The sequence below is a fragment of the Streptomyces sp. 15-116A genome (assembly GCF_025290915.1).
Taxonomy (GTDB): Bacteria; Actinomycetota; Actinomycetes; order Streptomycetales; family Streptomycetaceae; genus Streptomyces.
This window is the reverse complement of sequence record NZ_JAOCQE010000052.1, coordinates 17,822-31,259: the sequence shown is the minus strand read 5'-3', so window position 1 is coordinate 31,259 and position 13,438 is coordinate 17,822. Positions and strand designations below refer to the sequence as shown.

Sequence of the window (13,438 nt, the reverse complement as noted above, 5' to 3'; positions counted from 1 at the left end):
GTACAGATGCGTGGCGGCTTCCTGCATCCGACGCCCGGCAGACCCCCCAAGGACGCCCGTGGCGCGGAGTTCACCGGGGACGCGGCCGTACCCGCCGACGTCTCCCACGCCCTGTCCAACGGATTCGGATTCGGCGGATTCAACAGCAGCGTCCTCTTTTCCGCCCTGCCGGCGACCCGACGCTGAACGCGCCGCTCTCCGACAGAGAAACCACCGGAAGCAAAGACGCCCAGGAGGAGCAGTGAACCCTTTCGAGGACGACGAGCTGGAGTTCTGCGTCGTGGTCGACGATCTGGGCCGGCACGCGCTGCAGCCGGTCTTCGCCGGGACGCCGCGGGGCTGGAGGACCGTCCACGGGCCGGCGGACCGCGGCGACTGCCTCGCCTATGTGGAGCGGCACTGGGCCGGCCCCGGCGTGAGCCCGGCCCGGGAATCCCTGGGAGTCAGTCGCGGGTGTTCAGAAACCTCACCAGCTCCGGGATGTTCACGGTCATGAGGGAGCCGGGCCCCGGCTCCAGCATCCCTCGCATGCGGAAGTTCTTCAGGAAGAAACCCACCCGCGACCGAGTGGTGCCCACCATTCCGGCCAGCTCCTCCTGAGTGAGGCGCTGAGTCATCACCACGCGGCTGCCCGGCTGCTGGACGCCCATCTTCCGGGCCAGCCGCAGCAGCGTGAAAGCCAGGCGCTGCTCGCAGTTGTCGGTCACCAGATGAGTGATGAACTGCTGCTGCTCGCACAGCCGACGGGTCAGCAGCCTCAGGAAATCACCGTAAAGATCCTCGTCGCCGAGCGCCTTCATCAGACTGCTCTGGGGAATCCTGCGCAAGGTCGCGCGCGTCATCGCCGTGGCGCTCTCGTAGTGCTCGCTGTTGAGTAAACAGGACTCCCCGATGAGATCTCCCGGTGAATGGATGCCCAGCAGACACTGTTTTCCGGATATGGACACCGTCGTGGTCTTCAGGTATCCGTCGAGGACCAGATAGACGTTGCTGTCCCGGCTTCCGGCCGCGTACAGGAGTTTTCCGCGGGGGACCCGCATGACGGATGTTCCGGTCCCGATCCGCTGCAGGGCGGACTGGACCGAGGCGTGAAATCCCTGGTGGGCGTGGTGGCTGGCGGTGTGAGTGGCAGTCAGAGTCAAGAAATCCCCCGTGGCTCTGAGATTCCTGATCCGGCGGGCCGGGTCTGCGGGCCCGGCGCCGGACTCTCTTTGCGTTCTTGCCGAGTTGATTGACCCTTCCACAGTGGCAGAGGCCCCCCGGACACATGCGTGACGGCTCTCATGGAACCCGTGTCCGATGCGGCGGCCCCCGCCTAAGAGTCCTAACCGACGCTTCGGTCGGGTGTCAACGGCCGCCCGGCGCAGGTGATTTGAGCCACCGCTGCTCAGTATTGAGCAGCGGGAGGGCCGGCGCGCGTCTAGCCTCGCTGGCGGTCGGGCACCCGAAGGGACGGACGAGGTGATCATGAAGGACGCAGTGAGTCTCGACTTCCCGCTGACGGCACGCACATGTCCTTTCGACCCTCCGGGGCGCTACGCCGAGCTGCGCGCCACCGCCCCCGTGAGCAGGGTCGCGCTGCCCAGCGGGCAGACCGCCTGGCTGCTGACGCGCCACGCCGACGTACGGGCGGTCCTGGACGACCCGCGTTTCAGCTCCGACATGAGCCGTCCGGGCTTCCCCCACCTCTACCCCAAGCCCGTCGAACCGGTCCTCAAGGGCACCTTCATCCGCATGGACGGCGAGGAACACGCACACTACCGCCGCATGCTGACCGGGCTGTTCTCCGTCAAGCGGGTCGAGAAGATGCGGCCCTTCGTGGAGCAGGTCGTGGAGGACTGCCTGGACCGGATGGCCACCCACGGCGCGCCCGCCGACCTCGTGCGCGAGCTCGCCTACCCGGTCCCCTCCCGGGTCATCTGCGGCCTGCTGGGCGTCCCGCACGAGGACCACGCCACCTTCGGCGGTTACCTCAACACGCTCTTCGACGGCTCCAGCGACCAGGAGCAGTTCGCGGCGGCCAAGGCGGGCCTGAGCACCTATCTGGACGCGCTCGTCTCCGCGAAGGAGAAGGCGCCGGAGGACGACCTGATCAGCGTGCTCGTCGAGCAGCAGTACAAGCCGGGCCGCCTCAGCCGCCAGGAGCTCGTCACCATCTCCTGGATGCTGCTGGCCGCCGGCCACGAGACCACCGCCCACATGATCGGTCTGGGCGCGCTGACCTTGATGGAGCACCCCGACCAGCTCGCCCAAGCCACCCAGGGCCCCGCGGCCATGGCGGACGCGGTGGAGGAACTGCTGCGCCACCAGACCGTCATGCAGCTCGGCATGACCCGAGTCGCCGTCGCCGACGCGGAGATCGGCGGCACGCTCATCCGGGCCGGCGAGGGAGTGATCGCGCTGCTGTCCCTGGCCAACCGTGACCCCGATGTCTTCCCCGACCCCGACACGGTGGACGTCACCCGGGGCGCCCGCCACCACGTCGCCTTCGGATTCGGGCCGCACCAGTGCCTCGGCCACTCCCTCGCGCGGCTCGAACTCGCCGTGGTCTTCGACCGGTTGTTCCGCCGCTTCCCCAAGATCCGGCCCACGGCGCCGGTGGCCGACATCCGCTTCCGCTACGACGCCATCGTCTACGGCGTGGCGGAACTCCCCGTGGAGTGGTGACGGCAGGGGCCATGCTCAGAATCGCGGTGGATCCGGAGAGGTGCTGCGGGGCGGGCACCTGTGTGCTGATCGCCCCGGAGGTGTTCGACCAGACCGACGACGAGGGCCTGGCGTTCGTCGTGTGCGAGGAGCCGGGCCCCGACCAGGCGGACTCCGTCCACGAGGCCGCCCGCGCCTGCCCGCGCGGCGCGATCACGGTCACGGAGGACGACTGAGAAGCATCCGTGCCGGACCCGGAGCCGGCCACTGACGGCGCGAAACGCGCTGGCCGAGGCCTGTCCGCTCAGCACTCGATGATGTTGACCGCCAGCCCGCCCCGAGCCGTCTCCTTGTACTTCACCGACATGTCCGCTCCGGTGTCCTTCATCGTCTTGATGACCTTGTCCAGGGACACCTTGTGCGAGCCGTCGCCGCGCATCGCCATCCGGGCGGCGGTGACCGCCTTGACCGCGGCCATGCCGTTGCGCTCGATGCACGGGATCTGCACCAGGCCGCCCACGGGGTCGCAGGTCAGGCCGAGGTTGTGCTCCATGCCGATCTCGGCCGCGTTCTCCACCTGCTCCGGGCTGCCGCCCAGCACCTCGGCGAGCGCGCCCGCCGCCATCGAGCAGGCCGAGCCGACCTCGCCCTGGCAGCCGACCTCGGCGCCGGAGATGGAGGCGTTCTCCTTGAAGAGCATGCCGATCGCGCCGGCGGCCAGCAGGAAGCGGACCACGCCGTCCTCGTCGGCGCCCGGCACGAAGTTGATGTAGTAGTGCAGGACCGCCGGGATGATGCCCGCGGCCCCGTTGGTCGGGGCGGTCACGACCCGCCCGCCGGCCGCGTTCTCCTCGTTCACGGCCATGGCGTACAGCGTGATCCACTCCATGGCGAGCGCCTGCGGATCGCCCTCGGAGCGCAGCTTGCGCGCGGTGTTCGCCGCCCGGCGCTTCACGCGCAGGCCGCCCGGCAGGATGCCCTCCCGGGTCATCCCGCGCTGCACGCACTCCCGCATGACCCGCCAGATCTCCAGCAGACCGGCGCGGATCTCCTCCTCGGTGCGCCAGGCCCGCTCGTTCTCCAGCATCAGCGCGGAGATCGACAGACCGGTCTCCTTGGTCAGGCGCAGCAACTCGTCACCGGTGCGGAAGGGGTACTTCAGCACCGTGTCGTCGAGCTTGATCCGGTCCGCGCCCACCGCGTCCTCGTCGACGACGAACCCGCCGCCCACCGAGTAGTACGTCTTCGACAGCAGCTCGGCGCCCGAGGCGTCGTACGCCCACAGCGTCATGCCGTTCGCGTGGTACGGCAGCGCCTTGCGGCGGTGCAGCACCATGTCGTCGTCGAAGGAGAAGGCGATCTCGTGCTCGCCGAGCAGCTTCAGCCGCCCACCGCTCCTGATCGCCTCCACCCGCTCGTCGGCCGTCTCCACGTCCACCGTGCGCGGCGAGTCGCCCTCCAGGCCCAGCAGGACGGCCTTCGGGGTGCCGTGTCCGTGACCGGTGGCGCCCAGCGAGCCGTACAGCTCCGCGCGGACGGAGGCGACGGAGCCCAGCAGCTCCTCGTTGCGCAGCCGCCGGGCGAACATGCGGGCCGCGCGCATCGGGCCGACCGTGTGCGAACTGGACGGGCCGATGCCGACCGAGAACAGGTCGAAGACGGAGATGGCCACGGGGGACTCCTCGAAAGCGGGGGTGATGCGGAGGGGGGGTGGGGTGCCGTACCTGCTTGTGGCGGGCACGGCACCCCGGGCGGTGTCTACTTGTTGAGCCCCGGGTACAGCGGGTGCTTCTCCGCCAGCGCCGTGACCCGGGCCTTCAGCGCCTGGGCGTCGTAGGACGGCTTGAGCGCCTCGGCGATCACGTCCGCGACCTCGGCGAAGTCCTCGGCGGTGAAGCCGCGGGTCGCCAGGGCCGGCGTACCGATGCGCAAGCCCGAGGTCACCATCGGCGGACGCGGGTCGTTGGGGACGGCGTTGCGGTTGACCGTGATGCCGACCTCGTGGAGGCGGTCCTCGGCCTGCTGACCGTCCAGCTCGGAGTCGCGCAGGTCGACCAGGACCAGGTGGACGTCCGTGCCGCCGGTCAGGACGGACACGCCCGCCGCCTTCGCGTCGTCCTTCACCAGGCGCTCGGCGAGGATGCGGGCGCCCTCCAGCGTACGACGCTGGCGCTCCTTGAAGTCCTCGCTCGCGGCGACCTTGAAGGCGACCGCCTTGGCGGCGATCACGTGCTCCAGCGGGCCACCCTGCTGACCGGGGAAGACGGCTGAGTTGATCTTCTTGGCGAGTTCGGCCGTGGAGAGGATCACACCGCCGCGCGGGCCGCCGAGGGTCTTGTGCGTGGTGGTGGTGACCACGTGCGCGTGCGGCACCGGGTTGGGGTGCAGGCCCGCCGCGACCAGACCGGCGAAGTGCGCCATGTCGACCATGAGGTACGCGCCGACCTCGTCCGCGATCCGGCGGAACGTGGCGAAGTCCAGCTGACGGGGGTACGCCGACCAGCCGGCGACGATCAGCTTCGGCTTGCTCTCCTTGGCGAGGCGCTCGACCTCGGCCATGTCGACCTGGCCGTCGTCGCCGACGTGGTAGGCGACCACGTTGTACAGCTTGCCGGAGAAGTTGATCTTCATGCCGTGGGTCAGGTGCCCGCCGTGCGCGAGGTTCAGACCCATGATCGTGTCGCCGGGCTTGAGCAGCGCGAACATCGCGGCGGCGTTCGCCTGGGCACCGGAGTGCGGCTGGACGTTGGCGTGCTCGGCGCCGAAGAGCTCCTTCACGCGGTCGATGGCGATCTGCTCGACCACGTCGACGTGCTCGCAGCCGCCGTAGTAGCGGCGGCCGGGGTAGCCCTCGGCGTACTTGTTGGTGAGGACCGAGCCCTGGGCCTCCATGACCGCGACCGGGGCGAAGTTCTCCGAGGCGATCATCTCGAGGGTGGACTGCTGGCGGTGCAGCTCGGCGTCGACCGCGGCGGCCACGGCCGGGTCGAGCTCGTGCAGGGGCGTGTTCAGAACGGACATGCGGATACGACTCCTCAGCCGGCGATGTGGGCGTCGTATTCGGCGGCCGAGAGCAGGTCGGCCGGCTCGTCGGTGACGCGCACCTTGAACAGCCAGCCGCCCTCGAAGGGGGCCGAGTTCACCAGCGACGGGTCGTTCACCACGTCCTCGTTGACCTCGGTGATCTCACCGGAGACGGGGGAGTACAGGTCGCTGACCGACTTGGTCGACTCCAGCTCACCGCAGGTCTCGCCCGCGGTCACGGTGTCCCCGACCTCGGGGAGCTGGACGAACACGACGTCGCCGAGCGCGTTCGCCGCGTGCTCGGTGATGCCGACCGTCGAGACGCCGTCCTCGGCGGCCGACAGCCACTCGTGCTCCTTGCTGTAACGCAGCTGCTGGGGGTTGCTCATGGCCTGAATTCTCCTGTACGGGGGTGATGGCTGGTGACGGAGGGAGCTGTGTGAAGCGTGCGTGAGCAGGCAGGACGCAGGGAAGCGCACGGCGGAACGCACGGAAGGGCACCGCACGCGCGGATACCCGAGCCTACGAAGGTGTCACTTCTGGCGCTTGTAGAACGGCAGCGCAACGACCTCGTACGGCTCGTGGCTGCCGCGGATGTCCACGCCGACGCCCTCGGTGCCGGGAGCGGCGTGTGCGGGGTCGACGTACGCCATGGCGATCGGCTTGCCCAGCGTCGGCGACGGGGCGCCGGAGGTGACCTCGCCGATCACCTCGCCGCCGGAGACGACGGCGTACCCGGCGCGGGGCACCCGGCGGCCCTGGGCGATCAGGCCGACCAGCACGCGGGGCGGCTCGGAGGCGGCCCGCTCGGCGGCCTCGGTGAGCGCGGCGCGGCCCACGAAGTCGCCCTCCTTCTCGAACTTCACCACCCGGCCGAGCCCGGCGTCGAAGGGCGTCAGGGAGGTGGTCAGCTCGTGCCCGTACAGCGGCATACCCGCCTCCAGGCGCAGCGTGTCACGGCAGGACAGCCCGCAGGGGACCAGGCCGACGCCCTCGCCGGCCTTGGTCAGCGCCTGCCACAGTTCCACGGCGTGCTCCGGCTTCACGAACAGCTCGAAGCCGTCCTCGCCGGTGTAGCCGGTGCGGGCGATCAGCGCGGGCACCCCGGCGACCGTGCCGGGCAGACCGGCGTAGTACTTCAGGCCGTCCAGGTCGGCGTCCGTGAGGGACGCGAGGATCCCGGGGGACTCGGGGCCCTGCACGGCGAGCAGTGCGTAGGCGTCCCGGTCGTCGCGCACCTCGGCGTCGAAACCGGCCGCGCGCTCGGTCAGCGCGTCCAGCACCACCTGGGCGTTGGAGGCGTTGGCGACGACCATGTACTCGGTCTCACCGAGCCGGTAGACGATCAGGTCGTCCAGGATGCCGCCGTCCTCGCGGCAGATCATGGTGTAGCGGGCGCGGCCCGGCTTCACGCCCCCGATGTTGCCGACCAGGGCGTAGTCGAGCAGGGCGGCGGCCCCCGGGCCGGTGACGGTGATCTCGCCCATGTGCGAGAGGTCGAACAGGCCGGCCTTGGTGCGCACGGCGTTGTGCTCGTCGCGTTCGGAGCCGTAGCGCAGGGGCATGTCCCAGCCGGCGAAGTCGGTCATCGTCGCGCCGAGCGAACGATGCAGCGCATCGAGCGCGGTACGGCGGAGTTCGGTACTGCTCATCGGTCGTCTCCAAGGGCTTCGCACATGACAGGCGAGGGCAATTCCTCCCCATCTGTCATCGGAACCTGAGAGGTTCGCCATGACCACCGCTGATACGGCGATCAGGACTTGCACCTTGGGTGGGGCCACCGGAGCACTGCGGCGGCGGCCCGCTTTTCAGATGTGCCTCGCCCGCGCGGTAACGGGGCCTGAGAGATTCAAGGGAGGGACTTGCTCCTTCGGCGCCCCGGCGGCAACGGTGCCGGGGACTCTCCCGCGCGGATTCAAACGGCCGGTATGCAGTTGGCGCGCACATCATTGCACGCATCCCCGGCGCACGGCAGGGGGACCCTTCACAGAGGACGCACAGGGTGCACAGCCGATCACAGCGGGCTGTGACAGCCCTGTCGAGGAAAACGGACGGAAACGAGAGACATCCGGCATTACCTTCTCTTTACACTCGGCGGGGAGGGTTTCCGCACCCGGCCTCAGGGGAGGACCAACACGGTGAACAGGATCACGGCGTACGCCACGACCTCCGGCCTCGGGCTGCCCGGACAGCCCGCCGCGCCGGCCCAGGAGGCGTGCGCCCCGCTGCCCGCCCCCGTCGTCCGCGATCTGCGCGAGCGGGCCGGACGCAGCCCCCGCGCGCTGCTCTTCGGCCCGCGCGACCTCGTCGCGGTCACCGGGCTGCCCGGCAGCGGCAAGTCCACCCTGATGCGGCGCACGGTGCGCGGGACGCGCATCGACTCCCAGGACACCCGCGACCGCTGGGCCGGCCGTATGCCGCGCCTCCTGCCCTACGCGCTGTACCGGCCCCTGGTCCGCCTCTCCCACTACACCGGCCTGCGCCGCGCCCTGCGCTCCGGCGAGCCGGTCGTCGTGCACGACTGCGGTACGCAGGCCTGGGTCCGCCGCTGGCTCGCCCGCGAGGCCCGCCGCCGCGGCGGCACCCTGCACCTGATCCTGCTCGACGTCACCCCGGACACCGCCCTGGAGGGCCAGCGCGAGCGCGGCCGCGGCGTCTCCCGCTACGCCTTCCGCCGCCACCGCACGGCGAGCCGCCGCCTGCTGCACGCCGTGGAGAAGGGCCACCTGCCCTCGGGCTGCGGCTCGGCGGTCCTCCTCGACCGCGCCGCGGCGGACGCCCTGCGCCGCATCGGCTTCACGGGCTGAGCGGGCCCGGTCCGCCCGTCGCGTTAGCCTTCTGAGCCACAGCAGTGGTTCCAGGCAGGCGGTAGGCAGATGGACATCCCGGCGGGTTTCTCCGCGGACTTCCCGGCGCAGGCACACCCCCATCCGCACGGCGGATGGCCCGGCAACGAGCTGGAGGAGGTGCTCTCCGCCTCCCTCGGCGTGCCCTCCGCCGGCGGCCGGATCATCGAGGTGCTGGGCCGCAGCTTCCTCTGGATCCCCCTGCCGAACGGCGGCGGCCCGCACAGCGGCCCCCTCGACCTGCCCACCATGGAACTCGACGGCCAGGCCTACGTCCCCGTCTTCAGCTCCGAGGAACAGTTCCGCCAGGTCGCCGGCGCCCACATGGCGTACACCATCGCCCCCGCCGTCGAGTTCGCCCGCGGCCTGCCCCCGCAGGCGGGCATCGCGATCAACCCCGGCGGAGTCGTCGGCATCCCCCTCCCCCCACCGGCCGTGGCAGAACTGTGCCGCGCCGGCCGCACCCCCCTGGACGGCCCGGCCTCCGGCGCCCGCGTCCGCCTCTTCGAACCCGACTGGCAGGACGACCCGGTGGACTTCCTCTCGGCCGCGTCGGCGGAGTTCGACACGATCGGCGTCGTGACCACGGCCCGCCGCTGCCTGGCGGCGATCGAGACGGCGGACCCGGTGATGTTCGTAGGGGTGGAGCTCTCCCAGTGGGAGGGCGACATGCGGGCCCTCCCGTTGGAGGCCCTGGGGCGGGCTCTGGCCACGACTGCCCCGAAGTGGCCGGTCAACCTCATCCTCATGGACGTGACCCAGGACCCGGTGGCCACGTGGATGCGAGCAACAGTGCGGCCCTTTTACACACAGGGTGGATGAACGACCTAGGGGCGCGGGGAACTGCGCGATCAACCACAACGCACCCGCACCCGCACAAGCACTGCACACCCCGAGCTCTTAGGCGACCCTTAAGCTAGGTCCACTCACGGCGTTGAAAACAGAGGGGCGGTAACAGTGAGCGCGAGCGGCACCGCCGCGACCGGCCAGGTCGAGCACATGCTGCGCCAGGTGACGCCGGGGCGTTACGACGCCTACGAGGCCCTGCTGCGCGCCCTCGCCGCCCCCTCCACCGGCCAGATCTGGATGCTGCTGTGGCACGGCCAGGCCGGCTCCCCGGACGCCCAGTACGGAAACATGGAGGTCGACGGCCACGGCTACGCCCCCTGCGTCACCTCCGCCCAGGAACTCTCCGCCAGCGGCTGGAACCGCTCGTACGAGGTCGTCGACGGCCTGGACGTCGCCCGCGCCCTCTACCCCGACCGCTACGGCCTCTGGCTGAACCCGCACGCCCCGGGCGGCGGCGTCGGCATCCCCTGGCTGGACCTGCGCCGCATCGCCACCGGCCTCGACCGCCAGCCCGCGGGCCCGCTCCGCCTGTCCGAACCGTCCATCGAGATCCCCCAGTTCTACGCCCTGCTCGCGCAGAACGCCCACCGCACCCCGCCGGTGCGCTCCCTGCGCCGCGCCTGGGTGCAGCCCGCGCTGGGCGCGCCGTACCTGGCCATCGGCCTCGACGTGTACGACACGTCCCCGCCCGCGGTGGACGCGGTGCGCGCGATGATGCAGCAGTCCCTGCCCGCCGTCCCGGACGGCCTGCCCGTGTCGACCGTCGCGATGTCCGACGAACACGACCCGGTCGCGATGTGGCTCCGCGTCAACGCCCGCCCCTTCTACGACCGCGAGGCCCACGCCCCGTCCCCGGCCCCCGCGCAGGCCCCCGCGGGAGGCTACGGATACCCGCCGGCGCACGGCCGCCACTGAGCGGTCCCCCCGGCTCGTCCGGACGCGGCCGGCGGGTTCTTCGCGCGTAGAAGCGAGCGCTAAGTGCTCCCGTGGGGCACATGTCCAACTCGCCCCCGTCCGGCCGTCGTTACCCGCTGTCCGTATAACGGAACCCCCCAGACAGCATCACGGTTGCGCATCCATTCATCGTCAAGTCTGGCAAGCCGGAGTGGATGCGTTGAAGACTCCCGGCAAGGCACGGGCCGGTCGGTCCTGTGTGCGAGTGAAAGCAACCGCTACAGCGGCAGCCAGGGGGTCGGCAACCGCCGGCCGAGAGGGGTCAATCTCACTGTGACCGCACCGATCGAGACAACGGGGGCGGACTCCGGAGCACAGCCCGAGGCCGTGCTCTCCGGGGTCGAGAAGAGCCAGATCGAGGGGCGTTCCCTGGGACAGATCGCCTGGTCCCGCTTCAAGAAGGACAAGGTGGCTGTCGCCGGCGGGATCATCGTGATCCTGCTGGTCCTGCTCGCGATCCTCTCCCGCCCGCTCCAGGCGCTGTTCGGTCTGGACCCCAATGCCCTCAATCAGGATCTGATCGACCCCAACACCTCGCTGCCCAAGGGCGACTTCGGCGGCATGAGCTGGGAGCACCCGCTCGGTGTGGAGCCGAAGTTCGGCCGGGACATCGCCACCCGCATCCTGGAGGGCTCCTGGGTCTCGCTGGTCGTCGCCTTCGGTGCCACGCTTCTGTCCAACACGATCGGCGCCGTCCTCGGCGTCGTGGCCGGCTACTACGGCGGCCGGGTCGACACGGTCATCAGCAGGCTGATGGACACCTTCCTGGCGTTCCCGCTGCTGCTGTTCGCGATCGCCATCTCGGCCACCCTGCAGGGCGGTGCCTTCGGCCTGGAGGGCCTGCCGCTGCACATCAGTGTGCTGATCTTCATCATCGGCTTCTTCAACTGGCCTTATCTGGGCCGCATCGTCCGCGGCCAGACCCTGGCGCTCAGGGAACGCGAGTTCGTCGATGCCTCCCGGGGCATGGGCGCCAAGGGGCCGTACATCCTGTTCCGGGAACTGCTCCCGAACCTGGTCGGCCCGATCATCGTCTACTCGACGCTGCTCATCCCGACGAACATTCTCTTCGAGGCCAGCCTGAGCTTCCTCGGTGTCGGCATCCAGCCTCCGCAGGCTTCGTGGGGCGGCATGCTCAACCAGGCGGTCGACTTCTACGAGGTCGACCCGCAGTTCATGATCGTTCCGGGCCTCGCCATCTTCGTCACCGTCCTGGCGTTCAACCTGCTCGGCGACGGACTCCGTGACGCTCTCGACCCGCGCAGCCGCTGACATGCGGCCGCGCCGAGAGCCCATCAAGTTTCCAACTATGGAGGGGAAGCAGACCATCATGCGAAGGTCAGCGCTGGCCGCCATCGCGGCCATCGGCTCTGTGAGCCTGATGCTTTCGGCTTGCAGCAAGGCCGACGACAACGACAATGGCGACGGCAAGAAGTCGGCCGGCGCCAACGCGGCCACCAAGGGTGTCGTCAACGCCTCCACCGCGAAGGGGGGCACGGTCACGTACGAGTACTCGGACGTGCCGGACTCCTTCGACCCGGGCAACACGTACTACGCGTACATGTACAACCTCAGCCGGCTGTACGCCCGCCCGCTCATGACCTTCAAGCCCGGTCCGGGCGAGGCCGGCAACGAGCTGGTCCCGGACCTCGCGGCCGCGCCGGGTGAGCCCAGCGACGGCGGCAAGACCTGGACGTACAAGCTGCGTGAGGGCCTCAAGTACGAGGACGGCACGCCCATCACGTCCAAGGACGTGAAGTACGCCGTCGAGCGCTCCAACTTCGCGCGTGACGTGCTCTCCCTCGGCCCGAGCTACTTCCAGCAGTTCCTCGAGGGCGGCGACAAGTACAAGGGCCCGTACAAGGACAAGAGCGACAAGGGCATCGCGTCCATCCAGACGCCGGACGACACCACGATCGTCTTCAAGCTCAACCGCGCCTTCCAGGAGTTCGACTACCTGGTCGCCACCCCGCAGACGGCTCCGGTGCCGAAGGCGAAGGACACGGGCGTCGACTACGTCAAGAACATCGTGTCCTCGGGCTCCTACAAGTTCGAGAGCTACCAGGAGGGCAAGCAGGTCGTCCTCGTCCGCAACGAGAACTGGGACGCCAAGACCGACCCGCTGCGCAAGCAGTACCCGGACAAGATCGTCGTCAAGCTGAAGGTCAACGCCGAGACCATCGACCAGGACGTCATGGCCGGCAAGGCCATCGACCTCGGCGGTACGGGTGTCCAGGCCGCGACCCAGGCGAAGGTCGTCAACTCCGCGGACCAGAAGGCGAACACCGACAACACCTACGGTGGCCGCCTGGTCTACCTGGCGATCAACACCAAGCTCGCGCCGTTCGACAAGGTCGAGTGCCGCAAGGCCGTGCAGTACGCGGTGGACAAGGTCTCCGTGCAGACCGCGCTCGGCGGCCCGATCCGCGGTGACGTCGCCTCCACCGTCCTGCCGCCGGACATCCCGGGCTACCAGAAGAACGACCTGTACGCCACGCCGGGCAACAAGGGTGACGTCGCCAAGGCCAAGGAGCAGCTGAAGGCCTGCGGCAAGACGTCGATCAGCACCAACATCTCGGCGCGCAGCGACCGTCCGGCGGAGATCGACGCGGCCACCGCGATCATCGACTCGCTGAAGAAGGTCGGCATCAACGCCACCTTGAAGCAGTTCCCGTCGGGCAAGTACTTCACCGACGCCGCGGGTGTCCCGCAGTTCAACAAGAAGCAGAACATCGGTCTGCACATGATGCAGTGGGGTGCCGACTGGCCGTCCGGCTACGGCTTCCTGCAGCAGATCCTGCACAGTGACGCGATCGGCGAGTCCGGTAACACGAACCTGTCGCAGCTCGACAACGCGGACGTCGACTCCATGCTGGAGAAGGCGATCGCGAGCGAGGACGAGAGCGAGCGCAACAGCCTCTACGCCCAGATCGACAAGAAGGCGATGGAGGAGGCGGCCCTCGTTCCGCTGACCTACTTCAAGGTCCTGCTGTACCGTCCGGCCGGCTTCACCAACCTGGTGTCGACGGCGGCCTTCAGCGGTCAGTACGACTACCTCAACATCGGCACGGCCAAGAAGTAGCCCCGGAAGGCAGGTGAAGGCATTGGTGCCCGCGGGC

Annotated in this window: 13 protein-coding genes, 1 pseudogene and 1 riboswitch; of the genes and pseudogenes, 9 read left to right on the top strand and 5 right to left on the bottom strand. The window is 69.5% G+C overall.

The annotated features are described in order from the left end of the window. Together N4P33_RS12220 and N4P33_RS12215 are read left to right on the top strand one after the other, a co-directional pair. Nucleotides 1–186, top strand: a pseudogene (locus N4P33_RS12220) (polyketide beta-ketoacyl:ACP synthase); the annotation flags it as partial. 55 nt (nt 187–241) lie between these two features. Continuing rightward, the gene (locus N4P33_RS12215) at nt 242–496 is read left to right on the top strand and encodes an MbtH family protein (protein WP_260826400.1); all 255 of its coding nucleotides are present in this window, start codon (nt 242–244) and stop codon (nt 494–496) included. On the opposite strand, the gene N4P33_RS12210 is transcribed toward N4P33_RS12215, so the two are convergent. Beyond that, the gene (locus N4P33_RS12210) at nt 444–1,040 is read right to left on the bottom strand and encodes a Crp/Fnr family transcriptional regulator (RefSeq protein WP_260826399.1); all 597 of its coding nucleotides are present in this window, start codon (nt 1,038–1,040) and stop codon (nt 444–446) included. The genes N4P33_RS12215 and N4P33_RS12210 overlap by 53 nt on opposite strands. A gap of 427 nt (nt 1,041–1,467) precedes the next feature. On the opposite strand from N4P33_RS12210, the gene N4P33_RS12205 reads away from it, so the two are divergent. Together N4P33_RS12205 and N4P33_RS12200 are read left to right on the top strand one after the other, a co-directional pair. Continuing rightward, a complete protein-coding gene (locus N4P33_RS12205; RefSeq protein ID WP_260826398.1) occupies nt 1,468–2,667 on the top strand; it encodes a cytochrome P450 in 1,200 nt (399 codons plus the stop codon). 11 nt (nt 2,668–2,678) lie between these two features. Continuing rightward, on the top strand, nt 2,679–2,882 hold the full coding sequence (locus tag N4P33_RS12200; protein WP_260826397.1) for a ferredoxin: 204 nt from the start codon (nt 2,679–2,681) through the stop codon (nt 2,880–2,882). 68 nt (nt 2,883–2,950) lie between these two features. On the opposite strand, the gene N4P33_RS12195 is transcribed toward N4P33_RS12200, so the two are convergent. The 4 genes from N4P33_RS12195 to gcvT all read right to left on the bottom strand — a co-directional run bounded on the left by N4P33_RS12195 (nt 2,951) and on the right by gcvT (nt 7,322). Further along, nucleotides 2,951–4,318 carry an L-serine ammonia-lyase gene (locus N4P33_RS12195; RefSeq protein ID WP_260826396.1) on the bottom strand — a complete coding sequence of 456 codons (1,368 nt, stop codon included), beginning with the start codon at nt 4,316–4,318 and terminating at the stop codon, nt 2,951–2,953. Nucleotides 4,319–4,404: 86 nt separating this feature from the next. Next, on the bottom strand, nt 4,405–5,667 hold the full coding sequence (gene glyA / locus N4P33_RS12190; protein ID WP_260826395.1) for a serine hydroxymethyltransferase: 1,263 nt from the start codon (nt 5,665–5,667) through the stop codon (nt 4,405–4,407). A 14-nt stretch (nt 5,668–5,681) separates the two neighbouring features. After that, nucleotides 5,682–6,059 (bottom strand): glycine cleavage system protein GcvH, encoded by a 378-nt coding sequence (gcvH, locus tag N4P33_RS12185; RefSeq protein ID WP_260826394.1) that lies wholly within the window; start codon nt 6,057–6,059, stop codon nt 5,682–5,684. Nucleotides 6,060–6,203: 144 nt separating this feature from the next. Beyond that, nucleotides 6,204–7,322, bottom strand: a complete 1,119-nt coding sequence (gene gcvT, locus N4P33_RS12180) for a glycine cleavage system aminomethyltransferase GcvT (RefSeq protein WP_260826392.1) — start codon at nt 7,320–7,322, stop codon at nt 6,204–6,206. Between the two features lie 166 nt (nt 7,323–7,488). Beyond that, nucleotides 7,489–7,588, bottom strand: a riboswitch (glycine riboswitch). A gap of 220 nt (nt 7,589–7,808) precedes the next feature. On the opposite strand from gcvT, the gene N4P33_RS12175 reads away from it, so the two are divergent. From N4P33_RS12175 to N4P33_RS12155, 5 genes are all read left to right on the top strand, one after another. After that, complete coding sequence (locus N4P33_RS12175; RefSeq protein ID WP_260826391.1) at nt 7,809–8,477, top strand: ATP-binding protein; 669 nt, start codon at nt 7,809–7,811, stop codon at nt 8,475–8,477. Between the two features lie 69 nt (nt 8,478–8,546). Then, complete coding sequence (locus N4P33_RS12170; protein ID WP_260826390.1) at nt 8,547–9,338, top strand: enhanced serine sensitivity protein SseB; 792 nt, start codon at nt 8,547–8,549, stop codon at nt 9,336–9,338. A 135-nt stretch (nt 9,339–9,473) separates the two neighbouring features. Next, complete coding sequence (locus N4P33_RS12165; RefSeq protein ID WP_260826389.1) at nt 9,474–10,280, top strand: enhanced serine sensitivity protein SseB C-terminal domain-containing protein; 807 nt, start codon at nt 9,474–9,476, stop codon at nt 10,278–10,280. 312 nt (nt 10,281–10,592) lie between these two features. After that, nucleotides 10,593–11,591 carry an ABC transporter permease gene (locus tag N4P33_RS12160; RefSeq protein WP_260826388.1) on the top strand — a complete coding sequence of 333 codons (999 nt, stop codon included), beginning with the start codon at nt 10,593–10,595 and terminating at the stop codon, nt 11,589–11,591. A gap of 37 nt (nt 11,592–11,628) precedes the next feature. Next, nucleotides 11,629–13,401, top strand: coding sequence for an ABC transporter substrate-binding protein (locus N4P33_RS12155; RefSeq protein WP_260826387.1), 1,773 nt, complete (start codon nt 11,629–11,631; stop codon nt 13,399–13,401). Nucleotides 13,402–13,438: the final 37 nt, after the last annotated feature.

Excerpts from the sequence above, each read along its gene's own strand:
- N4P33_RS12205 (WP_260826398.1), top strand. The coding sequence starts at position 1,468 with ATGAAGGACGCAGTGAGTCTCGACTTCCCGCTGACGGCACGCACATGT.
- N4P33_RS12155 (WP_260826387.1), top strand. The coding sequence starts at position 11,629 with ATGGAGGGGAAGCAGACCATCATGCGAAGGTCAGCGCTGGCCGCCATC.
- gcvT (WP_260826392.1), bottom strand. The coding sequence starts at position 7,322 with ATGAGCAGTACCGAACTCCGCCGTACCGCGCTCGATGCGCTGCATCGT.
- N4P33_RS12200 (WP_260826397.1), top strand. The coding sequence starts at position 2,679 with ATGCTCAGAATCGCGGTGGATCCGGAGAGGTGCTGCGGGGCGGGCACC.
- gcvH (WP_260826394.1), bottom strand. The coding sequence starts at position 6,059 with ATGAGCAACCCCCAGCAGCTGCGTTACAGCAAGGAGCACGAGTGGCTG.
- N4P33_RS12210 (WP_260826399.1), bottom strand. The coding sequence starts at position 1,040 with ATGCGGGTCCCCCGCGGAAAACTCCTGTACGCGGCCGGAAGCCGGGAC.
- N4P33_RS12170 (WP_260826390.1), top strand. The coding sequence starts at position 8,547 with ATGGACATCCCGGCGGGTTTCTCCGCGGACTTCCCGGCGCAGGCACAC.
- glyA (WP_260826395.1), bottom strand. The coding sequence starts at position 5,667 with ATGTCCGTTCTGAACACGCCCCTGCACGAGCTCGACCCGGCCGTGGCC.